Source organism: Bradyrhizobium sp. 87 (assembly GCF_023073015.1).
Classification (GTDB): Bacteria; Pseudomonadota; Alphaproteobacteria; order Rhizobiales; family Xanthobacteraceae; genus Bradyrhizobium; species Bradyrhizobium canariense_D.
The window spans coordinates 548,861-572,594 of sequence record NZ_JADPIQ010000048.1 but is presented as its reverse complement, the minus strand read 5'-3'; the positions used below and the strand labels follow the sequence as shown (position 1 = coordinate 572,594).

Here is a 23,734-nt window from a genome sequence, read left to right as displayed (position 1 = left end):
CCGCGACGGACATGGTCGCCCATCGCGCTTCCGCTTCAAGATGACATAGATCGGGTCGCGGTCAAATCACAGCGCCGCACCCCAGCTCCGCGCGGTCTGCAAGATCCAGTCGCGATAGAGCGTGAGCGGCGTAACACCGGTCAGCCCGCCGCAGCCGGCGGCTCCGTTCGGCCCCGTGGACCAGCTGATGACGCCGACGAGCACGGATCCGGTCGGCTTGTCCTCGAACACGGGACCGCCGGAATCGCCAGTGCAGGCGCCAATTCCGTCGCGAACACCGTTGGTTACGGGGTCGACCAGCCGGATCTGGAGCGTGCCGGGCTGACCCGTCGCGACGAGGCCGGCAACACGCGTCGCGCCGCCACTCTTGCCCTCGCCACGCACGGTGACGCCGATACCGGCGACGACGAAGCGGCTGCCGACTTGGATCGGAATATTCGGCGCGCCGACGGGCACCGTCGATTTTCCCTTGAGTGGAATTTCCAGCTGCAGCAGCGCCACGTCGGCGGTAGCGCGATGCGCTTGCATTGCCTGCATGTTGAAATTCGGATGGATCGCGACGGTGCGGACATTCAGCAGTTGCGGCTGCCCGTCGGTGCCGCGATCGACGATCTTGTAGTCCGCGCCGGGTTGCACGCAGTGGGCGACGGTAAGCACCAGCTTTGGCGCAACGAGGGTGCCGGTACAGAAATTGCCGCGCGAGCCGACGATCGTGACGACGGCGCGCGCGACGCCATCGGCCTGGGGCGTGCCGCCACCAACGATGGCATAAGCGGGCGTGGCGAGCGGCAGCGCGATCGCAATGAGGGTTACGAGCTTCTTCATGGGAACACGCTTTGGTGTTGGCGTCGGTGACAGCATTAGGATGGCTTCGGACTGGCCCTTGCCGATAGCGCATGCTAGCGCTCTTGGAAAGGAATTGACGAGGGCGGGATCTTGACGATCGAGGCTGTGATCTTTGATTTTGGTGGCGTGCTGACGAGTTCGCCGTTTGAAGCGTTCACGCGGTTCGAGACAGAGCGTGGCCTGCCCATCGACATCATCCGGCGCACCAATGCCGCCAATCATCTGGAAAATGCCTGGGCCAAGTTCGAGCGCGCCGAGGTCGATATCGACACGTTCGACAGACTGTTCGCGACGGAATCGCTGGCGCTCGGCGCGGAGGTGCGCGGCCGCGACGTGCTGCCGCTGCTTCAGGGCGATCTGCGCCCCGAGATGGTCGAAGCGTTGAAGCGCATCAAGGCGCAATTCAAGACCGGCTGCATTACCAACAATCTGCCGGCCAATGCGATCGGCAGCATGACCGGGCGCTCACTCTATGTCGCCGAGGTGATGGTGCTGTTCGACCATGTCATCGAGTCCGCCAAAATCGGCCTGCGCAAGCCCGACCCGCGCATCTATCAGCTGATGGTCGAAACGCTGAAGGTCGATCCGAAGAATTGCGTCTATCTCGACGATCTCGGCGTCAATCTGAAGCCGGCACGCGAGATGGGCATGACGACGATCAAGGTCACCAGCGGCGCCCAGGCGATCGCCGGGCTCGAGGCCGCGACGGGATTGAAGCTGAGCTAGAGCGTCATTCTCCGTCATTGCGAGCTATCGCCGAGCCAGAACTACTCCGCCGCAGCTGCGATCCGCTCCGGAAACGCCGCGGCAAGTGAGGCGCGATCGGGCTTCAGCACGCCGCGCTCGGTGATGAGGCCGGTGATGAGCCGTGCCGGGGTCACGTCGAAGGCATAGTTCGCGACCGGCGAGCCCTCCGGCACGATGCGCACGGTCTCAAGCCTTCCGTCCGCGGTGCGGCCGGTCATGTCGGTGACTTCCGTGCCGCTGCGCTGCTCGATCGGGATGTCGCGGATGCCGTCATCAACGGCGAAATCGATCGTCGGCGACGGCAGCGCGACATAGAACGGCACATTATTGTCGTGAGCGGCGAGCGCCTTCAAATATGTGCCGATCTTGTTGCAGACATCGCCATTGGCGGCAACGCGATCGGTGCCGACGATGGCGAGATCGACCATGCCGTGCTGCATCAGATGCCCGCCGGTGTTGTCCGGAATCACCGTATGCGCCACGCCGTGATGGCCAAGCTCCCAGGCCGTGAGCGAGGCGCCCTGGTTGCGCGGCCGCGTCTCGTCGACCCAGACGTGGATCTTGATGCCGCGCTCGTGCGCCAGATAGATCGGCGCCGTCGCCGTGCCCCAGTCGACGGTCGCAAGCCAGCCGGCATTGCAATGGGTCAGCACATTGACGGTCTCGCCCGGCTTCTTCCTTGCGACGATCGCCTCGATGAGTTTCAGGCCGTTGCCGGCGATGCCGCGGTTGATCTCGACGTCCTGCTCGACGATCTCGTCGGCGCGCGCATAGGCGGCCTCCGCGCGCTCCAGTGCATCGATCGGCGCGAGGCTCGCGCGCATCTCGTCCAGGGCCCATTTCAGATTGATCGCGGTCGGCCGCGCCACCACGAGCGTGTCGTAGGCGCGCTTCAGGCCGGCGTCGGAAGCGTCCTCGCGCATCGCCAGCGCCATGCCGTAAGCTGCGGTCGCGCCGATCAGTGGCGCACCGCGCACCAGCATGTCGCGGATGGCGAGGGCCGCGTCCTCGCATGAGGTCAGCTTCGCAACGATGAACTCATGCGGCAGCCGGCGCTGGTCGATCGCTCCGACCGACCAGCCGTCGCGCTCACGCCAGATGCTGCGGAAATGCTTGCCGTCGACCTTCATGGGATTCTGCCTTTCGTATCACGTTCGCAGGATGCGCCCGGCCACCGCGTCGAGCTTCTTCAAGAGCTCGGGATCGCGCGCCTCGGGCGCGGTGATCAGCGCGGTATCGAGCGCGCGGTCCGAGCCGATCGGGCACGGCTCATGCTCGCGCGGGAAGTCTTTCGCCAGCCGCGCCACCAGCGCTTTTGCCTTGTCGGCGTTCGAGCTCAGAACGCGGATGATGTCCTGCACGGTGACGGCGTCGTGATCAGGATGCCAGCAATCGAAATCCGTCACCATCGCGACGGTGGCGTAGCAAAGCTCCGCCTCACGCGCGAGTTTCGCCTCGGGCATGTTGGTCATGCCGATTACGGAATAGCCAAGCGTCTTGTAGGTCATGCTTTCCGCATAGGTCGAGAATTGCGGTCCCTCCATGCAGACATAGGTGCCGCCGCGCGCAAACGCGATGCCCTCGGCTTCGGCCGCCGTGGCAAGGTGGATGCGCAGCCGCGGCGAGACCGGGTGCGCCATCGACACATGCGCGACGCATCCCCTCCCGAAGAACGAGCTCTCGCGTTTGTGGGTACGATCGACGAACTGGTCGACGAGAACGAAGGTTCCCGGCGGCAGTTCCTCCCTGAACGAGCCGCAGGCCGACAGCGAGATCAGGTCTGTGACCCCTGCGCGCTTGAGGACGTCGATATTGGCGCGATAATTGATGTCGGAGGGCGACAGCCGGTGGCCCTTGTCGTGGCGCGGCAGGAACACGATCGGCAGGCCGGCAATCGAGCCGCGCCGCAGGGGTGCCGACGGTTCACCCCAGGGACTCCTGATCACCTCTTCGCGAGCGTCCTCCAGCCCCGGCAGATCGTAGATGCCGGAGCCGCCGATGATGCCCAATACCGCCTGCGTCATGCCTGCTCCACCCCGTTCGCGCCATCGCGATTCCGTGGAGAAGCTATGCCAGTTTTACGTCGGTTTTGGAACGGGTGATGGGGTCAAGAGGTGCCGTCAGGAGAACGCGCGCCAGCACTCCCGGCTATGCCGCGGCCGCCGACCGCAGCTGGGTCGCGACCATGCGCTCCAGCGTCTCGACGGACTGGAAGTTCTCCGGTGTGATCTCGACCTGGGGAATCGTGAAGTCGAATTCGGCTTCGACGCCGAGCATCAGATTGACCATGTCCATCGAGGTCAGGCCGACGTCGACGAGCTTGGCCTGCGGCGTGACCTCAGCGGAGAGCGAGTTCTGCGCGAGGATGCCCTTCACCAGCTTGATGATGCGATTGCGCAACTCGGTATCGAAAGCCTGCATCGGTAAATTCCCATCTGTCGACAAAGGTCGGACCGGTTGCCGGCTACGATGGGCACGGCGGGCCGATCCCGCAATGGACGCCACCATTACTTCGCGTTTCTTAGTAAACGATGACTCAGATTGTTGGATTTCCGGCTTCTTACAGATCCCTAACGCGATCGCGGAAATCCGGACGAGGCAAACAACCCGAACTTAACTGTTCGTTCGGAATTGGGCTTTGTTTACCCTCTATTTCATCGACGAATTTGAATTAAATCCGTAGCCTCATCTCATAAGCAAAGATGGTCGAAGGAATCGCTCAAGCGGCATCGCGAATGATGCCGGCGATCCTGAACGGCAAACCGGAGGCGGACGATATGAACGTGCGTGAAGCAGTCCTCACTGTCGACGAGACGCAGACGAGCTTTCTCGAGCATGGTCCCTCTCTCATTGAGCGCGCCGCCCGCACCGCCACCGTGGCGGCTGCCGACGCAGACGGGGTCGATCGCGATGCCCGCTTCCCCCACAAGGCTTTCGAGGTTGCGCGTGAGCAGAAGCTGCTCGGCGTCATGATCCCGGCCGAGTTCGGCGGCTTCGGTGCCTCGATCCACGACGCCACCGACGTCTGCTACACGCTCGGACGCGCCTGCGCCTCCACGGCGATGATCTACGCCATGCACACCACGAAGGTCGCCTGCGTCGTCAGGCACGGCCACGGCATCCCCTGGATGGAAACCATGATGCGCCGGGTCGCACGCGACCAGTGGCTGCTCGCCTCCTCCACCACCGAAGGTCAGAACGGCGGCAACATCCGCGCTAGCGCCGCCGCCGTCGACGTCGCCGGCGACACTGTCTCGCTGCTGCGCGACGCCACCGTGATCTCCTACGGTGCCGAGGCCGACGGCCTCGTGACCATCGCCCGCCGCGCCACAGACGCTTCTGCGTCCGACCAGGTGCTGTTGGCGCTCGCCAGGGACGATTATTCGCTGAAGCGGACGCTGGGCTGGGAAACGCTCGGCATGCGCGGCACCTGCTCGACCGGTTTCGAGCTGAAGGTCGACTGCCCCACCGACCGCGTCTTCCCGGAATCCTACGACAAGATCCACGCCCAGACCATGACGCCGTTCGCGCATCTGTGCTGGTCCTCGGCCTGGGCTGGTATCGCTGCAGCCGCCGTTACCCGTGCGCAGGCCTTCGTCCGCAAGGCGGCCCGCACCTCGGGCGGACAGATGCCTCCGGCAGCCGCACATTTCACCGCCGCCAAGATGTCGCTGGCCAAGCTGCGGGCGCTGATATCGGCCAATATCGACGCCTTTGCTCTCGCCGAGCACGATGAACGCGCGCTCGGCTCGCTCGACTTCCAGTCTTCGATCACGCTTCTGAAGGTGCAGGCCTCGGAGCTCGCGGTCGAGACCGTGATGCATGCGATGCGCACCGCAGGCCTTTCCGGCTACCGCAATGACGGCGAGTTCACGATGGGCCGCCACCTGCGCGACGTGCTGTCGTCGCCGATCATGATCAACAACGACCGCATTCTGGCCAATGCCGCAACATCGACCCTGATGAGCGGCGTGCCGACAAGCCTTCGGGACTGACGAGCTTTCGAGACCGACGTGCCTTCGTTCAATAAGAATAATTTCAGATAGCAGGAAGCCGACAATGAACATTGCTGTTCTCCCCAACTCGCCTGAGACCGCGCCGCAGATCGCGGATCCGCTCGATCATCTCGCCGATAAGCTCTTTCATCCGATGGGCTCGGACGGCGTCTACGCCCGCACCGCGCTTTATGAGGGCATCGTCGAGCGGCTCGCCGCGCTGATCACGAGCCATCGCGAGGCCGGCACTGAGGTGATGCGCTTCCCGCCGGTGATGAGCCGATCTCAGCTTGAGAAGTCCGGCTACCTGAAGAGCTTTCCGAACCTGCTCGGCTGCGTCTGCAGCCTGCACGGCACCGAGCGCGAGATCAACGCCGCGGTAAGCCGCTTCGACGCCGGCGGTGACTGGACCAGCTCGCTCTCGCCGGCAGACCTCGTGCTGTCGCCGGCGGCCTGCTATCCCGTCTATCCGATCGCGGCGAGCCGCGGCCAGTTGCCGAAGGGTGGCCTGCGCTTCGACGTCGCCGCCGACTGCTTCCGCCGTGAACCGTCAAAACATCTCGACCGGCTGCAATCGTTCCGGATGCGGGAATATGTCTGCATCGGAAGCCCCGATGACGTGGCCGATTTCCGCGAGCGCTGGATGGTGCGCGCGCAGGCGATTGCGACCGATCTCGGTCTCACCTTCCGCGTCGACTATGCCAGCGATCCGTTCTTCGGCCGCGTCGGTCAGATGAAGGCCGTGAGCCAGAAGCAGCAGCAGCTCAAGTTCGAACTGCTGATCCCGCTGCGCTCGGAAGAGCAGCCGACCGCCTGCATGAGCTTCAATTATCACCGCGAGCATTTCGGCACGACGTGGGACATCAAGGACGCCAATGGCGAGCCGGCCCACACCGGCTGCGTCGCTTTCGGCATGGACCGGCTGGCGGTCGCCATGTTCCACACCCACGGCACCGACCCTTCCGCCTGGCCCGCCAAGGTGCGGGAGATCATGGGCCTGCAGCCGCAGATCGCGGCCGATGCCCACGGCGAAGGCTGGCGCTAACGGAACGAGGCCGGTCATTTCCACGGGAAAGACGAGCGTGATCCACACCAAGGTCCGATGCCGCGAGATCACCGAGTCCGACGTCGATGCGGTCGCGGACTTGCTGACGCGCGGCTTCGTCGGGCGCTCGCGCGGCTATTGGATCCAAGGCCTGCGCCGGCAAGCCTTCCGACCGGTACCGGATGGCTACCCGCGCTTCGGCTACATGCTCGACAATGACGGCACGCCGGTCGGCGTGCTGCTGCTGATCTACACGGCGCGGAGGGACGGCGATGAGACCGCCATCCAGTGCAATTTGTCGAGCTGGTACGTCGATCCGGCCTACCGCAACTACGCCCCGCTCCTGACCAAGATCGCGCAGCGGCACAAGGACGTCACCTATCTCAACATCAGCCCGGCGCCGTGGACCTGGCCGATTATCGAGACGCAGGGCTTTCGCGCCTATTGCAGGGGTATATTCTTCTCCGTGCCTGCGCTGGCGCGCGTCCCACGCTGGAGCAAGATCGAGGTCATCTCGCAGCACGCCAAAACGATCGACGGGCTTTCCGATGCCGAGACCGAGCTCTTGACGCGGCATGCGCGCTACAATTGCCTCAGCCTCGTCTGCCGCACGCCGAAGGGAGCGTTCCCCTTCATCCTGCAACCGGTGCGCATCCGCCGTGGCATCATTGCGCCGCCCGCGATGAAGCTGATCTACTGCCGCAACGCGGCCGAGTACACCGAATGCGCGGGCCGCATCGGCCGGCTGCTGCTGCGGCTCGGCAAGATCGCGGTCGCCGTCGATTCCAACGGCTCCGTTCCCGGCCTCGTCGGCATCTACACCGAGCGTCGCGGCCGCAAATATTTCAAGGGCCCGCACCGGCCGCAGCTCGCCGATCTCACGGATACGGAACTCGTGCTGTACGGGCCGTAGGCCCGTTTGGACCAGACATTCGATGTCCATCCGGGCCTAAGGCGCAATTGCGCAGGCCGACCGGCGCGACGCTACCTTGCACCCCCCTCCACATTGGCAGCATCTCTGCATCACGGCCACCCTCCGTAAACTACGGCGCTTAAGGGAATTTTCCCGCCTGTTCGCTAGCCTCGGCGGCTGAATTGCCCTGCGTTAAGTCTATTGCCCGCCGAGACCCCGCCGCCCCATGACGTCGATCCGCGACAACGAGCTTGATGCACGCCGCGAGCAGGGCCCGAAGGCCCTGGTCGGGCTGAGCCAGCTTGCACTCGACCACATGGAACAGGGTGTCTGCGTCTACGATGCCGGCAACCGGATCGTGCTGGTCAATCAGCGCTATCTCAGCCTGTTCAACATGTCGGCCGAAATCGTGCGGGTCGGCACGAGCTACCGCGACGTGCTCGCCCACAGTGTGGCCCTCGGCAACATCCCCGCGGGGGAAGTCGACGCACTCTATGCCGCGCGCCTGGCGCGGATCGCAGCCGGCCAGCCGTTCCGGACTCAACAGACACTCGCGAGCGGCCTCGTCATGGCGCTCGAGCTGAAGCCGCTTCCCGGCGGCGGCTGGATGACGATCTGCGACGACGTCAGCCGCCTCGCCCGGCTCGAGGCGGAGCTGCGCGTGCAGACCGAGCGCAGCCAGCACGCGCTCGCCAACATGGCGCACGGCTTGATCATGTACGATGCCGACAGCCGCGTCGTCGTCTGCAACGAACGTTTCCTGAATCTCTATAACCTCGACCCGGAAATCGTGAAGCCGGGCGTCTCGCATTGTACGGTCATCGAGCATTGGATGTCGCGCGGCAACCTGCCGGGCATGCCGGGCGAGGAATTCCACGACACCAGGCTGGAGGACGTGCGCACCAGGAAGGAGAAAACCCTGCTGGTGATGCGCTATGACGGAAGGATGGTGCAGGTGGTTTCCCGTTTTCTGCCCGACGGCGGCTGGGTGACGGTGCACGAAGACGTCACCGAGCGGCTGCAATACGAGGAGATGCTGAGGCACCAGAACTTCATGCTCGATGCGGCGTTGGAGAACATGGCGCACGGACTCGCCTTCTACGACAGCGAGATGCGCCTGCGCGTCTGCAACACCACCTACCGGAAGATCTATCGGCTCTCGCCGGAGGAAGCCAAGCCGGGCACGCATCTCGGCGAACTGATCGAACGCTCGATGGCAAACGGCGCGTTCTCTTCCGAGTATAGCCCGCGACACCTCCTGGAGGCCGCCAGCGCAAGGATCGCCGACCGCAACTCCTCGCCGATACGCCGACGGATGTCGAACGGCACCACGATCTCGGTGCGCTATTGCGCCCTGGCCGAGGGTGGTTTTGTGGCCACCTACGAGGACATCACCGAGCGCGAGCACGCAGTCGAGCAGTTGAGCGAGCAGTATCGGCGGTTCGACGCGGCCCTGAACAACATGAGCCAGGGCCTGTGCATGCTCGATTCGAGCTTGCGCGTCATCGTCTGCAATCGGCGCTACATCGAGATGTACGGACTGTCGCCCGAATTGGTGAAGCCGGGTGTGTCGATGCGCGAGATCATGGAGCACAGCTGCGAGCTCGGCATCCATCCAAACACCACCGCCGCGCGGCTCTATGCCGACTATGTCGAGAGGCTGCGCGAGGGCGAGCACACACTGCACCGCTATTTGGGCGACGGCCGCATCATCAAGCTCAATCACAAGCGAATGGAGCATGGCGGCTGGGTCGTCACCTATGAGGACGTTACCGAGCGCCACAAGGCCGAGGCCCGCGTTGCGCATATGGCGCGGCACGATTCGCTCACCGACCTGCCCAACCGCACGCTGTTCCGCGAGAAGATGGGCGAGGGGCTGAACCAGGTCGCAATCGCAGGTGGCGCGATGGCCGTGCTGTGCTTCGACCTCGATAATTTCAAGACCGTCAACGACCGCCTCGGACACGCGGCCGGCGACCGGCTGTTGCGCTGGGTCGCGGCGCGGCTGCAGGAGAATGTCGGCGAGCACGACACCGTCGCGCGGCTCGGTGGCGACGAGTTCGCGGTTCTCCAGCGCGGACCGCAGCCGCAATCGGCGGAAAGGCTCGCACGCCGCCTGGTGGAGATCATCGGTCACCCGCCGCCGCTGGAGAACCAGTCGATCCATGTCGGCGTCTCCGTCGGCATCGCAATCGCTCCCGATCACGGGCTCGATGCCGACGAGCTGATGAAATGCGCCGACCTCGCGCTGTACCAGGCCAAGGCCAAGGGGCGCGGCGCCTATCAGCTGTTCGAGCCCAAAATGGAGGAAGAGGCGCGCAGCCGGCACGCGCTCGAGCACGATCTGCGCGGCGCGCTGGAGGCCCGTGAATTCCACCTGGCGTTCCAACCGCAGGTGCGGCTCGACACCACCGAACTTACCGGCTTCGAGGCGCTGCTGCGCTGGAAACATCCCTCGCGCGGCCTCGTCCCGCCGGCCGAATTCATTCCGATTGCGGAAGAGAACGGGCTGATCGTTCCGATCGGAGAGTGGGTGCTGCGCACAGCCTGCGCGACCGCCGCGACCTGGCCCGATCTCACGGTCGCGGTGAACCTGTCCCCGGTGCAATTCCGCTCGCGCGGGCTGGTGACGATGGTGACGAGCGCGCTTGCGGAGGCCGGCTTGCCGCCGCATCGGCTCGAGCTCGAGGTCACCGAGACGGCTCTGCTCGACGACAGCGAGGCCACGATCGAGATCCTGCACCAGCTCCGCGCGTTGGGAGTGCGCGTCAGCCTCGACGATTTCGGCGTCGGTTATTCTTCGCTGAGCTATTTGCGCAAGTTTCCGTTCGACCGCATCAAGATCGACCGCTCCTTTGTCGGCACGCTCGGCGAAAGTCCGGAGAGTGTGGCGATCGTCCGCACCATCGCCAGCCTCGGCTCGGTGCTCGGCGTCGAGACCACGGCGGAAGGCGTGGAGACGATTGAACAACTCGACTTCGTTCGCGAATGCGGCTGCACCGCCGTTCAGGGATATTATTTCGGCAAGCCCTGCCCGGCCGCGGAAGTCGGACGCATGATCGAGACGCTGAGCGCAGTCCGCCGCGTGGCGTAAGGGCTCAGCCGAAGCCAATTCCGTATCTCGGTACGCCTCCAAACGACCAATTGTCGCACGTGCGCTTTTCGGCGAGATCACCGTATCGCGCCCGCGCAATGCGCTTTTCTTCTCCCATGATTTCGGGGACAATCCCGTCATAACAATGAGAAACGGCGGCCCGAACGAGGCCACCGCGAGGGAGGAGTTTCGATGTCTCGATACGGGCTGAAGACCTTTGCCATTGCCGCCATGCATGCCGTCGTGAGCGCGCTGCTCGCAACCGCCGCGGGTGCACAGGATTATCCCATCAAACCGGTAACGCTGATCGTTCCATGGCCGGCCGGCGGATCGACCGACATCTCGATGCGCGCGATCGCCGACAGCGCGTCCAAGGTCCTGGGGCAGCCCATCGTGATCGACAACAAAGCCGGTGGCGGCGGCACGGTTGGACCAGCCACCATGGCCGCGGCTGCGAAGCCGGACGGCTACACCATCTCACAGCTTCCGATCACCGTCTTCCGCCTGCCCCTGATGCAGGAGGTCTCGTGGGATCCGGCAAAGGATTTTACCTACATCATACATCTCACCGGCTACACCTTTGGCGTAACCACCAGCGCGGAGTCGCAATTCAAGTCCTGGAAAGACGTGGTCGAGTTCGCGAAGGCAAATCCGGGCAAGGTGACCTACGCGACGCCCGGCACCGGCACCTCGCTTCATATCGGCATGGAGCAGATCGCCGCGATGTCCGGCATCAAGCTCACGCAGGTGCCGTTCAAGGGCGGGGCAGAGACCAACGCCGCGGTACTCGGCCAGCACACCATGCTGCAGGCCGACTCCACAGGTTGGCGACCCTTGGTCGACGCCGGAAAGCTGAAGCTTCTCATGGTGTGGACCGGCGCGCGATCACCGAACTATCCTGACGTGCCGACGCTGAAGGAACTCGGCTATCCCATGGTCTATGATTCCCCGTTCGGCATCGCCGGCCCCAAGGGCATGGATCCCAAGATCGTCGCCAAGCTGCACGACGCCTTCAAGAAGGCAGTCGAGGATCCCGCAGTGATTGCCACGCTCGCCAAATACGACATGGTGCCGAGCTACAAGAATACCGAGGACTACAAGAAGTTCGTCGTCGAGGTTACGGAATCGGAGCGCAAGGTGATCGATACGCTCGGGCTTGCGAAGAAGTAGTATTGAGCCACTTTCGTGTTCCGGGCGTGGTGCAGCGCTTCTCCAGCGCTGCACCACAGAGCCGGGATCTACCTTTGCCACGCATCTATCGATCCCGGATCTGCAGCGCACCGCTTCGCGCCGCATAGCGTCCCGGCACGGCCGAGAGGTATTGATGAACGACCAAACCACCGTCAAACTCCGCCTCAACAACTCCGAACTCTGGGGTGGGTTGATCGGGCTCGCACTCGGCGGCTTCGTGATCTGGCAAGGCTTAAAGCTCAAGCTCGGCACCATCAACGACCCTGGCTCCGGCTACGTGCTTTTCTACACGGGCATCCTGATGTGCGTGTTCGCGGCCAGCATTATCATCTCGGCCATCACCGAGGGCGGACCAACGCTGGCTTCGCGCTGGCAGAACGTGAGCTGGAGCAAGCCGTTACTCGTCATCGTCTGCCTTACCGCGTTTTCCTTTGCCCTTGAGCCGCTGGGATTCCTGCTGTCATCGATCCCGCTCATGCTGCTTTTGTTGCGCTTGATCGATCCCTTGCGGTGGACATTGGCGATGCCGATCGCCGCTCTGGCACCGCTCGGCATGTGGTGGATGCTCAAGCGACTGCTGCTGATCCAGTTACCCTCCGGCCTATTCGGGATCGGCTGATCGCATGGATACGCTTCTCAACGTCGCGCATGGGTTTGGCGTCGCTCTCCTGCCGATCAACCTGCTCTACTGCTTCATCGGCGTCTTCATCGGCACGCTGGTCGGCGTGCTGCCGGGCATCGGGCCGATCTCGGCGATGTCTCTGTTGCTTCCGGTGACACTGTCAGGAACGCCGGAATCCGGCATCATCATGATGGCGGGAATCTATTACGGCTCGATGTATGGCGGCTCGACGACCTCAATCCTGGTCAACATTCCCGGCGAGGCGGCTTCCGTCGTGACCTGTATTGACGGCCACCAGATGGCGAAGCAGGGTCGTGCCGGCCCCGCGCTGGGCATCTCAGCCTTCGGCTCGTTCATCGCCGGCACATTTTCACTCGTTGCACTGATGCTGGTGGCGCCTCGGCTCGCCAACATCGCCATCGCGTTCGGCCCTGCCGAATATTTCAGCCTGATGGTGCTCGGCCTCGTCGTGCTCACCTTCCTCACGCAGGGATCGATGCCGAAAGCGCTTCTGATGGCATGTATCGGCGTCGTGCTCGGACTGATCGGGCTCGACAGCATCACCGCGCAGCCGCGGCTGACATTCGGCCGCATGGAGCTGATCGACGGCATAGGACTGGTCCCCGTCGTGATGGGCCTGTTCGGCGTCGCCGAGGTGCTGCTCAATACCGAGCAGGTGATCAAACGCGACATCATCAACGCCAAAATCACGCAGCTGCTGCCCAACAAGGCCGATTGGCAGGCGAGCGCCGGCCCGGTGGCGCGCGGCACGTTACTTGGCTTGCTGCTCGGCATTCTCCCGGGCGGCGGCGCGGTGGTGGCCTCGTTCGCGTCCTATGCGCTGGAGAAGCGGCTGTCGAAGACGCCGGAGCGCTTCGGCCATGGCGCAATCGAGGGCGTAGCGGGTCCCGAATCCGCCAACAACGCGGCGGCCGGCGGCGCGTTCATTCCGCTGATGACCTTGGGCATCCCGCCGAATGTGGTGATGGCACTGCTGCTCGGCGCCTTCGTCATCCACGGCCTGCAACCGGGGCCGCTACTGATCACGCAAAACCCCGGCCTGTTCTGGGGCATCGTCGCCAGCATGTATATCGGCAACGTCATGCTGCTGATCCTCAATCTGCCGCTGATCGGCATGTGGGTGCAGCTGCTCAAGTTGCCCTACAACATCCTGTTCCCGCTGATTATCCTGTTCACGATCCTGGGCGTTTACTGCTCGAGCAACAATGTGTTCGACGTCTACGTGATGATCGCGTTCGGGATCATCGGCTATTTCATGCGCAAGCTCGGCTTCGAGCCCGCGCCGCTGGTGCTGGCGTTCGTGCTGGGACCGATGATGGAGAACAATCTGCGCAAGTCGCTGATCCTGTCGCAGGGCGACCTCTGGACCTTCGTGCAGCGGCCGATCTCGGCAGCGTGTCTTGCGCTCGCGCTGGTGCTGCTGATGGCGCCGCTATTACCCGCGCTGCGTAAGAAGCGCGAGCTCGTGGCGCTGGATGAGGGCGCGTGAGGGATTGGCAGGTGTCTCAGCCTGCCGCGGGCAGCACGTTATCCGGCGGCGCGCCCCAGGGGCGGTCGGCTGAGGCGAGCCCGATCAGGCGGCCCTGGATGTAGTCGCAGCCCCAGTCGCGCAGCATGTTCGCAGCTTCTTCGTCCTGCACCCATTCGGCCACCGTCTTGATGTCGAGGCGGCGGGCGAGGTCGATCAGGGTCTGCACGAAGGCGCGGTCGTCGGCGGAACGGGTGATGTTCTGCACGAAGGCACCGTCGATCTTCACGATGTCCACGCCCAGCTTGCGCAGATTGCGGAACGAGGTGTAGCCGGCGCCGAAATCGTCGATGGCGATGCGGCTGCCGAAATTCTTCAGCCGGGTGACGAAGCCGCGCACATCGTCGATGTCCTGGATCGCGACGGTTTCGGTGATCTCGACGATCAGCCGCTCGGCAACGCCGGGATGGGCACGCATCAGCGATTCGATTCCCGCCCACCAATCCGGATCCATGGTGGTGTCGGGCGAGATGTTGAGGCTGAGGCAGATGTCCGGCGCGGCCGCGAGCTCGGCGACCACGAGCTCGAGCACCCGGTGATCGACCAGGCGGATCAGGCCGAGGCGTTCCGCAACCGGCACGATGTCGGGCGCGAGCAGCACCTGGCCGTCGCCCTGGTCCATCCGCACCAGGCATTCGTGAAAGGCGCAGTCGCGCGAAAGGGCGGCAACTACCGGCTCATAGGCAAGCTTGATGCGGCGCTCATTCAGTGCGGTGACGATCTCGTCGGTGACGCGGATGTTGACGCGGCGCTGGGCGTCGCGCGCGGCATCCGGGCGCCAGGCTGCGAACGAGCCGACGCGGCGTTGTTTCGCGGTGTCCAGGGTCTCGTGGGCGCGATTGACGGCTTCATCGGCGTTGCGGGCATAGCGCGGCACGCTGACCGCGCCGATCGAGGCGGTGACCGACACCGGTCCGGATTTGGTCGGCACCACCTCGTCGCGAATGCCGGCGAGGAAACGTTCGGCAGCCACGTTCATGTCATCGACGGTGCAGTTCTTCAGGATCAGGCCGAACTTGTTGCCGGAGAAGCGGCCGAGCACGTCGCCGCCGCGCAAGCGCGCGCGAATGCGCGTGGCGACGTCGAGGATCACGGCGTCGGCAACGTCGAAGCCGAAGGCCTCGTTGACACGCGCGAGATGATCGATGCCGACCAGCATGAAGGCCGCGGTCGAGCGGAAACGGGTCGTCTCCTCGATGGCCTCGGCCAGCGCGGCGATCAGATGCGAGCGATTGAGCTCGCCGGTCAGCGGATCGAGCCGGGCCAGCTTCGTCAGTTCCTCGTCGCGGGCATGGCGTTCATTGTTGATGCGGACGGAGCCGATCGCACGCACCGGGCGACCGTCGGGGCCGGCGAACCAGCGGCCGGTCTCCTCGATCCAGACCATGGGATCGGCGGCGCTCATGCGCACGCCGTACTCGACCCGGTAGGGCGTGCCGTCGGCGCCATGCACGGCTGAGGTCTGCGCCAGCGCGGCGGTCCGCATTGATTGCGCGGGCTCGATCAGCCTGGCGAATTCGGCGCCGGTGGCCAGCCGTTCGGCGGGAATTCCGGGAAAGATGGCGCTGACCTGCTCACCCCAGACGATGGCATCGCTGGCGATGTCCCAGGCGAACACGGCCTGGCCGAGGGCAGCCAGGATGTCGGAGGCTTGCGGCAATGCGGGGGTCAAAATCGCCTCGTTTCGGGACAGCGGGGAGTCCTGAGCCGGCACAGGATAAAGCCAGATTCGCCATTGACCCTAGGCAAAGTTGATAAACAATTTGGAAACCACGTTTCCTCGCTCGCAGGAACCGAAGCGGCTCACCCGGCATAGGCCTTGCGAGTACATGACACGCACCGGCGCCAGCGTCTCGAAACGCGACAATCTAGGCCGGTCAACGGTGATTGCGATGTTGAGTACTGGTCAACTGGACGTGGCGGACAACGGCACAGGCTCGGCCCTGGTGCCGCTGATGCCAGTTTTGCAGTGGGTCCACAAGGCCCCGCTGCCACGCCCCGATCCCAGCTTCGTCGCCCAGCTCATCGCCAATGCCGAGCATCTGCCCCAGGCGAGCCGGCTCCGCCGCGCTTCTTCCGAGGATGCGCAGGTCGCCTATGGCAGCAAGCGCCCGCTTCCGAGCGTTAGCGCGCGCACGCGGCAGGTGGCTTGAATCAGCGCGGCGCGTCGGGAGACGGCTGGGTGCCGTTGCCCGGCTGCAAATGAGGCGAGGGAATTTCCGGCGAGGGCGCACTCACAGGCTTCGGCGCCGGGTGATCCATCAGCACGGATTCGGCGACCGATTGTGCCGTGGGCGCGGGCGGCTCCGCCGGAGCTGGTCGCGGAGCGGACACTGGCTCGAACTTGGGCTCGAACTCATCCGCCGGCGTCTCGGCCTGGCGCTTGGTCTTGCGGGGCGCCGGCACCGTCGTTTCGGCGACATAAGCGACGCGGCGGCGGGTGCGCTGGGCGATGCCGCCGAGGAAATCGGCCATCGCGAGCAGCACCAGAAGGAAATAGGTGGAGTTGCCGAATTTCGGCCACATCACGAATTCGGCCGCAGCCGCGCCGAACACGATCAGCGACAGCAGATGATCCATCAGGAATTTCGAGCCGGGCCGCGCGCCCTTGACCACTTCGAGCAGCAGCAGCACGATACCTAGCGCGAGCATCACGTCGGCGAGCGTGACCGGCCAGGCCTCGCCCGTGATCATCGGCACTTTGAACAGCACGTCCGCAAAGGACACGCTCGGCATCAGGAATGCGATGATGTTGTAGACCGCGAGCGGGATCAGGAGCAGCGGGAAACCGACCATCGGCGAAATGCCTTCTCGATCAAGATATCCAGACAGGACAATGCGGCGGCGATGCATTCGCTCCGCCGCCGTCACTGTCATATCTCATGGGTGGGGCGAAATCAGGCAGGCCCGATCGTCCTGCCCACAGAAAGGTCCCGAACTCAGGACTCTTTCTTCTTCAGGACCTGACGGCCCTTGTACATGCCGGTCTTGAGGTCGAGATGGTGCGGACGACGCAGTTCGCCGGAATCCTTGTCTTCCACATAGGTCGGCTTCTTGATGGCGTCTGCCGAGCGGCGCATGCCACGACGGGACGGCGAGGTTTTTCTTCTCGGAACGGCCATTTCAATATCCTCTAGGGATTGGTGTTTTGGGGCATCGTCCGCGAGGGGACGGCTCAGCACCCGCAAACCGAGGCGAGCTGAATGCCGGTCAAGGCCGGGCTTATAGAGGAAGGCCTGCCTTAAATCTAGGGCTCTGGGCCGGAAAATGCGCCCGAAAAGGACCGGAAATCAGCGATTCTCCCGCCAGCAGGTCGAAAGTGAACTCGCCTGCGCTCGCGCCACATAGGTCCCGGCCAGCCGCCGGACACCCGGTCCCGGCGTCCTGGCGCTGCGTTTGACCGGATTCGGCAGGATAGAGGCTAGAAGCGCGGCCTCCCGGGGGGAGAGGTTCGCCGCCGACTTGCCGAAGGCATAGGCGCTGGCGGCCTCGGCCCCAAACTGGCTCTGCGGGCCGAGCTCGGCGATGTTGAGGTAAATCTCCAGGATCCGTGCCTTGGGCAGGACGAGATCGATCCACAGCGCCAACGGGAATTCCAGCGCCTTCCGGACGAAGTCCCGCCCCTGCCAGAGGAACAGGTTTTTCGCCACCTGCTGGGTGATGGTGGAAGCGCCCCGGAACGGGGTGCCGTCCTCCTTCGCATCGTCGATCGCCTCACGCAGCGCACCCCAGTCGATGCCGTGATGCTTGCAAAAATGGGCGTCCTCGGCCGCCACCACCGAGCGTGGCAGCGAGGGCGACATCGCCGCCAGATCGATCCATTCCCGCTGCATCGGCGCACCCCGCAGCGAGCGCCAGATCATCAGCGTCGAAACGGGATGGCCGGCACGGTAGAACGGCGCGACGACATAGGGCGCGAGAGCCGCGACCGCGAGCACCAGGAGAAGGGTTTTGACGACGCGCAAATCAACCTTTCCGGCGCAGAACGAAACGCGGCCACGGGCCCGGCATTAAGTCTGTGATAATTCGGGCCTTTTCCAGCACTTTTTAGGCCTTCCAAACGATTGACTGAGGCGGGCGCATAAAGGATTGTCCCGCCGAATTTTAGTTCTGGAGCCCTTCTTGATGACCGGCACGTCCCCGTCCGATTTCGCCAAACGTCTGGACAAGACCGCTGATGACACCGAGGCCCTGCTCGGGCGCCTGCTGTCGGACGACATCCTGCCCGATGAGATCGCCCGGCCCAAGCGACTGATGGACGCAATGCGCTATTCGAGCCTCAACGGCGGCAAGCGCCTCCGGCCCTTCCTGGTGGTCGAGAGCGCGGCCGTGTTCGGCGTGTCCCGCGAAGCCGCGCTGCTCGTCGGTGCGGCGCTCGAATGCATCCACTGCTATTCGCTGATCCATGACGATCTGCCGGCGATGGACAATTCGGACCTGCGCCGCGGCCGCCCGACCCTGCACAAGAAGACCGACGACGCGACCGCGATCCTCGCCGGCGACGGCCTCCTGACACTCGCCTTCGACATCATCACCCGCGACGAGATTCATCGCGACGCCAATGTGAGGCTTTTGCTGACCCGCGCACTCGCGCGCTGCGCCGGCATCGGCGGCATGGTCGGCGGCCAGATCCTCGACCTCGCCGGCGAAGGCCGCTTTGGCGGCAACGAGCCGATCGACGTCGCCCGCATTCAGCAGATGAAGACCGGCGCGCTGCTGCGCTACGGCTGCATCGCCGGCGCGATCCTCGGCCAGGCCTCGCAAAAGGAATATCAGGCGCTCGACGATTACGGCCGCGCGCTCGGCGAAGCCTTCCAGATCGCCGACGACCTGCTCGACGTCGAAGGCGATGCCGCCGCGCTCGGCAAGCCTGCCGGCGCTGATGCAGCGCTCGGCAAGACCACCTTCGTCACCCAGCTCGGCATCGAAGGCGCCAAGCAGCGCGTGCGCGATCTGCTCGCGCGCGCCGACAGCGCCGTGTCGATCTTCGGCGAACGGGCCGCCGTGCTGCAAGCGGCTGCGCGGTTCGTGGCCGAACGGAAGAGCTGATAGCGCGATGGCGGGCGGCAGCAAGGAAGACCCCGCCCTCGCCCGCTTTCGCAAGATGTCGCGGCCGATGCGGCTGATTTATGCGCGTCCGCGGACGTTCATGTCGCTTGCCGTTGGTATTCTCGTCTGCCTGCTCATCCCGGGTTCGCACCGGCTGGTCACGCGGCTTGTGTTCGGCTGGGATGCGTTGATCGCCGTTTATCTGGTGCTGGTCTACGCGATGATGCTGTGCAACGACCACCAGCACATCCGCCGCGCCGCAGCGATGCAGGACGACGGTCGCTTCGTGATCCTGCTGGTGACGGCGATCGGCGCCTTCGCCAGCATCGCCGCGATCGTCTCCGAGCTTGGAACGCCGCATCGCGGCGGCCTGGAGCTGAGCATCGCAATCACCACCATCGTATTGTCATGGGCCGCCGTGCACACAATCTTCGCTCTGCATTACGCGCATGATTATTACCGGCACGCCACGCCGGGCGGCCTTCAGTTTCCCAGCGGCGACAAGGAAGACCACGCAGATTACTGGGACTTCGTCTATTTCTCTTTCGTGATCGGCATGACCGCGCAGGTCTCCGATGTCGGCATCTCCGACAAGACCATCCGCCGCACCGCCACCGCGCACGGCATCGTCTCATTCATCTACAACACGGCCTTGCTGGCGCTGACGGTCAACATCGCGGCGAGCGCGATCTCGACCTGAACTCATTTCCGCAATCCTAGTTACAGACCTCGGCATTGCCATCGTTGCCCGGGCCGCCGCCGCCGCGATATTCGAGATGGCAGCCGCGGTTGACCGCACGACAGCCACTGTTGTTGCAGAATAGCTGTCCGCCACTCGAGCGGCGGCTGGCGCCAGCGGCAGCAGCGATGCCCGCAGCGCCACCAAAGCCGCCGGCCGCTCCGGCAGCCTCACCGCCGGCCTGACGACGCTGCCGTGCGGGACGCTCGTCGCCGTCGTCCCGCTTGGCGGTCGCAGGCTTGGCGGTCGCAGGCTTGGCGGCACGCTGCTTCTCGCACTCGTTGTCGTCGTTGAGCGCATAGCCATCACGGCAGACGATCTTGGTGCATTTGTCGCCGTCGGTCTTGAAGCCGTGCTCGCAAACCAGCGGACAGACGCGCGACTGTTTCGACTTGACCGTGTCGAGTGCATCGGTGCTCGCCACCTTCACGTCGAGCTTGGTGCCGGCATAACGGTTGAACTGCGATAACGACCGCTGCGCGGATGTCGTCCAGTTGCCGTCGGCGGCGCCGGAGAAGCAGCCGACGCGGCCGAGCTCGGTCTGTACCGAGCGGCTGAGATCGGCCGGCGCGATGGCCGGCGTCAGCGAGGCGACGTTGGTGCCGGCAGGGCCCGCCGTGCTGGCGGGCGCTGCACTCGGCGCCGCGGCGGCGAGATTGACGCGCTGCTGCTCGGCAGCGGCCGCCTGCTGCTGCGCCTGCTCCTTGGCCTTTTGCGCCGCAAGCTGTATCTGCTCGGCGGCCTCCGCATCGGCGGCTGCCTTGGCCTGCGTATCCTTCTGCGCGCCAAGTGCGGCAAGACGATCGCGCTCGGCCTCGGCCTGTTTCGCCTTCTCGGTGGCCGCCGCATGAGCCTGCTCGGCGCCGATTTTCTCGAGTTGCAGCTTGGCAAGGCTCGCATAGAAGCCGTCGGGATGCTGGGCGAGAAAGGCCTCCCACGCCGGCCGGTTGCCGACCTGGAGCGCGAGCTCGTAATCGCGGCGGATGTCGGCCTGAGGGTTGGGCGCAGCGGCAGCCGCAGCGGTCACCTTGACCGGCACCAGCGGCACGTCCTCGCCGCCGAGCGAGCCATAGACGAACGGCTCCTGCTTATTACCTGTCGACTTGAGCACGTCGTCGCGCACGAAGCCGAAGGCACGGCGGACGTCTAGGCCGGGCCTCGTCAGATGCTTCGACAGCGCCACCGTAAAGGGGCTGTTCGCACCGTCGCCATCCTGCGCCGTGAAACCGGCCTTGGCCGAATAGGCGATCAGCGTGTTCGAGCTGGTCGGCTCGACCTGGGCGAGGCCGCGGCCGACGCCGCGCGAGGCGATCGTGCGCTTCATGGTCTTGCCGAACGGATTGTCACGGCAGGCATCCAGGATCACCAGGCGAAGCTGCTTAGCCGGTTCGACCGCGACCAGGACGCGGTCGAGGGAGAGCGCCTCGTCAAAGACGTCGGTGTCACGCTCCAGCTTGGCGTCGACAGGGATCAGATAGTTCGAGCCTTCGACCTCGAGGCCGTGGCCGGCATAATAGACCACGGCGATATCGGCATCGCGGGTCCGGTCGGCGAATTCGCGCAGCACACGCCGGGTTTCCTGCGCCGTCAGGTCGTGCCGGGAATCGACGATGTCGAACCCGGCCTCCTTCAGCGTCCGGGCCATCACCGAACCGTCATTGACGGGGTTCGTCAGCGACGGCGCATGCTGATAGGCGGAGTTGGCGATCACGAGCGCGACGCGCTTTCCGGCGAAAGCAGGCCCGGCGCCGAATAGCAGCGCGACGGCGAGGAGGACTGGGCAAAGTCTGAGCAATTTGCGCATGACACGACTTCCGATTTCGGGGCGATTCGCGCCCTTTGGGACGGCTTTAGCAGGGTCCGTCGCGGACGCTTGTAACGGAGGTCACGAAGATGGCGCCGGCGGCAAGCCGAAAGGTCCCCTTGTTCGTCGCGCCAGTCCGGCCGCGGTTCGCCGCCAAACAGGTGCGCAGCAGGTTCCCTCAGACATCCCCGATGTGGCCCCGATATTGCGGCAGATTATCCGTAATCTCGTGCCAGGGCGCCTTCGACCCCACGAAAATGTGGGCGCTCGGTCGGATCGAGGGGGCATCGACCAGGGTTCCCATGGCGACGTGGACCCATTTTCCGTCGCGCACCCGGGAATAAAGCAACGAGCCGCAGCGGGCGCAGTGGGCGTCGTGGGTGGTTTCGTCACCGTAGATGGTGAGCTGGTTCTCGCCTCTGACGATGCGGAGCTTGCCCTGCTCGATGCCGGCGAACGGCTTGAAGGCAGCGCCGGTGGTGCGGCGGCAATTCGAGCAATGGCAGTTCATCGCATAGGAGAACGCGTCCGCTACCTCGTAGCGCACGGCGCGGCAGCAGCATTCGCCGATCAGGAAGGGAGCGTTCGAATTCTCTGATCCGGTCATCACAGCGTCCCAGCAAATGGTACGGACACCATAGCGCATTTTGACGTGTACGACTAAGTTCGCCCTGAGCCATCATTCAAAGGGATGACCCATGAGCCAGAACCGTTCGAGCGTCGAAGCCGTCGTGCAATCTTACTTCGACGGACTTTACGAGGGTGATGCCGAAAAGCTCGGCGCCATCTTCCATCCCTCCGCCGATTTGCGCTGGGTCGAGAAGGGCGAGCTGCAGGTGCTGACCGTGCCGGACTGGCTCGACCGCGTGCGCAAGCGCCCCTCCGGCAAGGCCGAAGGCAAGCCGCGCGAGGATTTCATCGTCACGATTGACCGTTCGGACGACAAGACCGCCTTCATCAAGGTCCGATGCCAACTGCCGCCGCGTTTTTTCACGGACTATCTGGTGGCTATGAAGCTCGCCGATGGCTGGCAGATCGTATCGAAGTCTTACCGGTATGATCTGCGAGAGTGAGGGGCCTAATCTTCCGCTGCCCGAAATCGGGCACACTCCTCCCACATCCTCCGTCATTGCGAGCGCAGCGAAGCTAGCCAGAGTCTTTCCGCGGAGGAAGACCGGATTGCTTCGCTGCGCTCGCAATGACGATGCGGATGGAGTGCATGCCGCATCTCTCCTCCGCCCCCGTCTCGCTCAAAAGGTCCACCATGCTTCTCGACCGCCGTTCGCTGCTCGCCTCGCTGTACTGGATCGCCGCCTCCCCCGCGCTCGCCGCAGACGCGCAGCCTGAGCTCGAAACCTATGAGCGCGAGAGTGGCGGCCGGATCGGGGTCTATGCCGAGAACCTCGCGACCGGCGCAAGGCTCGCCTGGCGCGCCGACGAACGGTTCGTCATGTGCTCGACATTCAAGGCTTCGCTGGCGGCATGCGTCCTGGCGCGGGTCGATCGTGGCGAGGATCAGCTTGCGGCCATGATCCCGTACGGCAAGGCCGACCTGCTGGAGTACGCACCGGTCGCCAAGCAGAACATTGCCGCCGGCGCAATGTCGGTCACCGAGATGTGCAAGGCGATCGTCGAGCTCAGCGACAACACCTGCGCCAATTTATTGCTGGCGCGGATCGGCGGTCCCGCCGCACTCACCGCGTTCTGGCGGTCGCTCGGCGACACCGCCTCGCGGCTCGACCACAACGAGCCCGAGCTCAACCGCTCACCGCCCGGCGATCCCCGCGACACCACGACGCCGGCGGCGATGGCAGGCAATCTGCGCCGGCTGCTCACGGGCGAGGCGCTGTCGGCCACCTCGCGCGCGCAGCTCACGGAGTGGCTAGTGGGCTGCAAGACCGGTGCGAACCGGCTGCGTGGCGGGCTCCCCGCAAGCTGGAAGATCGGCGACAAGACCGGCAACAACGGCAAGGACGCATCCGGCGACATCGCGGTGGCCTGGCCCAAGCCCGATACGAAGCCCGATGCACCGATCCTGATCGCGGCCTATACCCAGGGCGGCACGCCGAGCGCGGCGCAGATCGAAACCGTGTTCGCACGCATCGGCCGCATGGTGGCCGAACGGCTGGCGTAAAGCCGC

23 protein-coding genes are annotated in these 23,734 nt (G+C 64.6%); 13 read left to right on the top strand and 10 right to left on the bottom strand.

The window, feature by feature from the left end; genetic code table 11:
- Positions 1–66: 66 nt before the first annotated feature.
- Entirely contained in the window at positions 67–825 is a 759-nt protein-coding gene (locus tag IVB50_RS12270; RefSeq protein ID WP_018455937.1) for a trypsin-like serine protease, read from the bottom strand.
- Between the two features lie 111 nt (positions 826–936).
- On the opposite strand from IVB50_RS12270, the gene IVB50_RS12265 reads away from it, so the two are divergent.
- Positions 937–1,572 carry an HAD-IA family hydrolase gene (locus tag IVB50_RS12265; protein WP_018455936.1) on the top strand — a complete coding sequence of 212 codons (636 nt, stop codon included), beginning with the start codon at positions 937–939 and terminating at the stop codon, positions 1,570–1,572.
- A 41-nt stretch (positions 1,573–1,613) separates the two neighbouring features.
- Here IVB50_RS12265 and mtnA read toward each other — a convergent pair whose 3' ends face one another.
- From mtnA to IVB50_RS12250, 3 genes are all read right to left on the bottom strand, one after another.
- A complete protein-coding gene (gene mtnA / locus IVB50_RS12260) occupies positions 1,614–2,723 on the bottom strand; it encodes an S-methyl-5-thioribose-1-phosphate isomerase (RefSeq protein WP_018455935.1) in 1,110 nt (369 codons plus the stop codon).
- Between the two features lie 18 nt (positions 2,724–2,741).
- The gene (locus tag IVB50_RS12255; protein WP_018455934.1) at positions 2,742–3,617 is read right to left on the bottom strand and encodes an S-methyl-5'-thioadenosine phosphorylase; all 876 of its coding nucleotides are present in this window, start codon (positions 3,615–3,617) and stop codon (positions 2,742–2,744) included.
- A gap of 124 nt (positions 3,618–3,741) precedes the next feature.
- Positions 3,742–4,014: a phosphopantetheine-binding protein gene (locus IVB50_RS12250; RefSeq protein ID WP_018455933.1), complete on the bottom strand. Its 273-nt coding sequence runs from the start codon at positions 4,012–4,014 to the stop codon at positions 3,742–3,744.
- A 356-nt stretch (positions 4,015–4,370) separates the two neighbouring features.
- Between IVB50_RS12250 and IVB50_RS12245 the strand changes: the two genes are divergently transcribed.
- The 7 genes from IVB50_RS12245 to IVB50_RS12215 all read left to right on the top strand — a co-directional run bounded on the left by IVB50_RS12245 (position 4,371) and on the right by IVB50_RS12215 (position 13,963).
- Entirely contained in the window at positions 4,371–5,588 is a 1,218-nt protein-coding gene (locus tag IVB50_RS12245; protein WP_026233057.1) for an acyl-CoA dehydrogenase family protein, read from the top strand.
- A 64-nt stretch (positions 5,589–5,652) separates the two neighbouring features.
- Entirely contained in the window at positions 5,653–6,633 is a 981-nt protein-coding gene (locus IVB50_RS12240) for an amino acid--[acyl-carrier-protein] ligase (RefSeq protein ID WP_018455931.1), read from the top strand.
- A 37-nt stretch (positions 6,634–6,670) separates the two neighbouring features.
- Positions 6,671–7,546 (top strand): hypothetical protein, encoded by an 876-nt coding sequence (locus IVB50_RS12235; protein WP_026233056.1) that lies wholly within the window; start codon positions 6,671–6,673, stop codon positions 7,544–7,546.
- A gap of 226 nt (positions 7,547–7,772) precedes the next feature.
- Positions 7,773–10,640, top strand: coding sequence for a PAS-domain containing protein (locus IVB50_RS12230; protein WP_247295921.1), 2,868 nt, complete (start codon positions 7,773–7,775; stop codon positions 10,638–10,640).
- A gap of 192 nt (positions 10,641–10,832) precedes the next feature.
- Entirely contained in the window at positions 10,833–11,810 is a 978-nt protein-coding gene (locus IVB50_RS12225) for a tripartite tricarboxylate transporter substrate binding protein (RefSeq protein ID WP_018455928.1), read from the top strand.
- A 154-nt stretch (positions 11,811–11,964) separates the two neighbouring features.
- The gene (locus tag IVB50_RS12220) at positions 11,965–12,450 is read left to right on the top strand and encodes a tripartite tricarboxylate transporter TctB family protein (RefSeq protein WP_085349786.1); all 486 of its coding nucleotides are present in this window, start codon (positions 11,965–11,967) and stop codon (positions 12,448–12,450) included.
- A 4-nt stretch (positions 12,451–12,454) separates the two neighbouring features.
- Positions 12,455–13,963 carry a tripartite tricarboxylate transporter permease gene (locus IVB50_RS12215; RefSeq protein WP_018455927.1) on the top strand — a complete coding sequence of 503 codons (1,509 nt, stop codon included), beginning with the start codon at positions 12,455–12,457 and terminating at the stop codon, positions 13,961–13,963.
- 16 nt (positions 13,964–13,979) lie between these two features.
- Here IVB50_RS12215 and IVB50_RS12210 read toward each other — a convergent pair whose 3' ends face one another.
- On the bottom strand, positions 13,980–15,674 hold the full coding sequence (locus tag IVB50_RS12210; protein ID WP_026233055.1) for a bifunctional diguanylate cyclase/phosphodiesterase: 1,695 nt from the start codon (positions 15,672–15,674) through the stop codon (positions 13,980–13,982).
- 220 nt (positions 15,675–15,894) lie between these two features.
- Between IVB50_RS12210 and IVB50_RS12205 the strand changes: the two genes are divergently transcribed.
- Positions 15,895–16,155 carry a hypothetical protein gene (locus IVB50_RS12205; RefSeq protein WP_026233054.1) on the top strand — a complete coding sequence of 87 codons (261 nt, stop codon included), beginning with the start codon at positions 15,895–15,897 and terminating at the stop codon, positions 16,153–16,155.
- A gap of 1 nt (position 16,156) precedes the next feature.
- On the opposite strand, the gene IVB50_RS12200 is transcribed toward IVB50_RS12205, so the two are convergent.
- The 3 genes from IVB50_RS12200 to mtgA all read right to left on the bottom strand — a co-directional run bounded on the left by IVB50_RS12200 (position 16,157) and on the right by mtgA (position 17,967).
- The gene (locus IVB50_RS12200; RefSeq protein WP_026233053.1) at positions 16,157–16,798 is read right to left on the bottom strand and encodes a hypothetical protein; all 642 of its coding nucleotides are present in this window, start codon (positions 16,796–16,798) and stop codon (positions 16,157–16,159) included.
- A gap of 143 nt (positions 16,799–16,941) precedes the next feature.
- Positions 16,942–17,124, bottom strand: coding sequence for a 50S ribosomal protein L32 (gene rpmF / locus IVB50_RS12195; protein ID WP_007598106.1), 183 nt, complete (start codon positions 17,122–17,124; stop codon positions 16,942–16,944).
- Positions 17,125–17,292: 168 nt separating this feature from the next.
- Complete coding sequence (gene mtgA, locus IVB50_RS12190) at positions 17,293–17,967, bottom strand: monofunctional biosynthetic peptidoglycan transglycosylase (RefSeq protein ID WP_018455922.1); 675 nt, start codon at positions 17,965–17,967, stop codon at positions 17,293–17,295.
- Positions 17,968–18,127: 160 nt separating this feature from the next.
- On the opposite strand from mtgA, the gene IVB50_RS12185 reads away from it, so the two are divergent.
- Both IVB50_RS12185 and IVB50_RS12180 read left to right on the top strand, forming a co-directional pair.
- The gene (locus IVB50_RS12185; RefSeq protein ID WP_085361935.1) at positions 18,128–19,051 is read left to right on the top strand and encodes a polyprenyl synthetase family protein; all 924 of its coding nucleotides are present in this window, start codon (positions 18,128–18,130) and stop codon (positions 19,049–19,051) included.
- A gap of 7 nt (positions 19,052–19,058) precedes the next feature.
- The gene (locus tag IVB50_RS12180) at positions 19,059–19,751 is read left to right on the top strand and encodes a DUF1345 domain-containing protein (protein ID WP_018455920.1); all 693 of its coding nucleotides are present in this window, start codon (positions 19,059–19,061) and stop codon (positions 19,749–19,751) included.
- 16 nt (positions 19,752–19,767) lie between these two features.
- On the opposite strand, the gene IVB50_RS12175 is transcribed toward IVB50_RS12180, so the two are convergent.
- Entirely contained in the window at positions 19,768–21,594 is a 1,827-nt protein-coding gene (locus IVB50_RS12175; protein WP_247295918.1) for a caspase family protein, read from the bottom strand.
- Positions 21,595–21,772: 178 nt separating this feature from the next.
- Positions 21,773–22,201: a GFA family protein gene (locus tag IVB50_RS12170; RefSeq protein WP_018455918.1), complete on the bottom strand. Its 429-nt coding sequence runs from the start codon at positions 22,199–22,201 to the stop codon at positions 21,773–21,775.
- A gap of 91 nt (positions 22,202–22,292) precedes the next feature.
- Here IVB50_RS12170 and IVB50_RS12165 point away from each other — a divergent pair, with 91 nt between their 5' ends.
- Together IVB50_RS12165 and bla are read left to right on the top strand one after the other, a co-directional pair.
- Positions 22,293–22,667 (top strand): nuclear transport factor 2 family protein, encoded by a 375-nt coding sequence (locus IVB50_RS12165; protein WP_007598116.1) that lies wholly within the window; start codon positions 22,293–22,295, stop codon positions 22,665–22,667.
- A 191-nt stretch (positions 22,668–22,858) separates the two neighbouring features.
- Positions 22,859–23,728 carry a class A beta-lactamase gene (gene bla / locus IVB50_RS12160; protein WP_026233052.1) on the top strand — a complete coding sequence of 290 codons (870 nt, stop codon included), beginning with the start codon at positions 22,859–22,861 and terminating at the stop codon, positions 23,726–23,728.
- The last annotated feature ends 6 nt before the right edge of the window (positions 23,729–23,734 follow it).

Bases quoted from the DNA above. Each gene is read 5' to 3' on its own strand.
- IVB50_RS12175 (WP_247295918.1), bottom strand. From the start codon at position 21,594: ATGCGCAAATTGCTCAGACTTTGCCCAGTCCTCCTCGCCGTCGCGCTG.
- IVB50_RS12245 (WP_026233057.1), top strand. From the start codon at position 4,371: ATGAACGTGCGTGAAGCAGTCCTCACTGTCGACGAGACGCAGACGAGC.
- IVB50_RS12250 (WP_018455933.1), bottom strand. From the start codon at position 4,014: ATGCAGGCTTTCGATACCGAGTTGCGCAATCGCATCATCAAGCTGGTG.
- IVB50_RS12200 (WP_026233053.1), bottom strand. From the start codon at position 16,798: ATGGTCGGTTTCCCGCTGCTCCTGATCCCGCTCGCGGTCTACAACATC.
- IVB50_RS12215 (WP_018455927.1), top strand. From the start codon at position 12,455: ATGGATACGCTTCTCAACGTCGCGCATGGGTTTGGCGTCGCTCTCCTG.
- IVB50_RS12240 (WP_018455931.1), top strand. From the start codon at position 5,653: ATGAACATTGCTGTTCTCCCCAACTCGCCTGAGACCGCGCCGCAGATC.
- IVB50_RS12255 (WP_018455934.1), bottom strand. From the start codon at position 3,617: ATGACGCAGGCGGTATTGGGCATCATCGGCGGCTCCGGCATCTACGAT.
- IVB50_RS12220 (WP_085349786.1), top strand. From the start codon at position 11,965: ATGAACGACCAAACCACCGTCAAACTCCGCCTCAACAACTCCGAACTC.
- IVB50_RS12230 (WP_247295921.1), top strand. From the start codon at position 7,773: ATGACGTCGATCCGCGACAACGAGCTTGATGCACGCCGCGAGCAGGGC.
- rpmF (WP_007598106.1), bottom strand. From the start codon at position 17,124: ATGGCCGTTCCGAGAAGAAAAACCTCGCCGTCCCGTCGTGGCATGCGC.
- IVB50_RS12170 (WP_018455918.1), bottom strand. From the start codon at position 22,201: ATGACCGGATCAGAGAATTCGAACGCTCCCTTCCTGATCGGCGAATGC.
- IVB50_RS12205 (WP_026233054.1), top strand. From the start codon at position 15,895: ATGTTGAGTACTGGTCAACTGGACGTGGCGGACAACGGCACAGGCTCG.
- IVB50_RS12185 (WP_085361935.1), top strand. From the start codon at position 18,128: ATGACCGGCACGTCCCCGTCCGATTTCGCCAAACGTCTGGACAAGACC.
- IVB50_RS12180 (WP_018455920.1), top strand. From the start codon at position 19,059: ATGGCGGGCGGCAGCAAGGAAGACCCCGCCCTCGCCCGCTTTCGCAAG.
- IVB50_RS12270 (WP_018455937.1), bottom strand. From the start codon at position 825: ATGAAGAAGCTCGTAACCCTCATTGCGATCGCGCTGCCGCTCGCCACG.
- IVB50_RS12225 (WP_018455928.1), top strand. From the start codon at position 10,833: ATGTCTCGATACGGGCTGAAGACCTTTGCCATTGCCGCCATGCATGCC.
- IVB50_RS12165 (WP_007598116.1), top strand. From the start codon at position 22,293: ATGAGCCAGAACCGTTCGAGCGTCGAAGCCGTCGTGCAATCTTACTTC.
- bla (WP_026233052.1), top strand. From the start codon at position 22,859: ATGCTTCTCGACCGCCGTTCGCTGCTCGCCTCGCTGTACTGGATCGCC.
- mtnA (WP_018455935.1), bottom strand. From the start codon at position 2,723: ATGAAGGTCGACGGCAAGCATTTCCGCAGCATCTGGCGTGAGCGCGAC.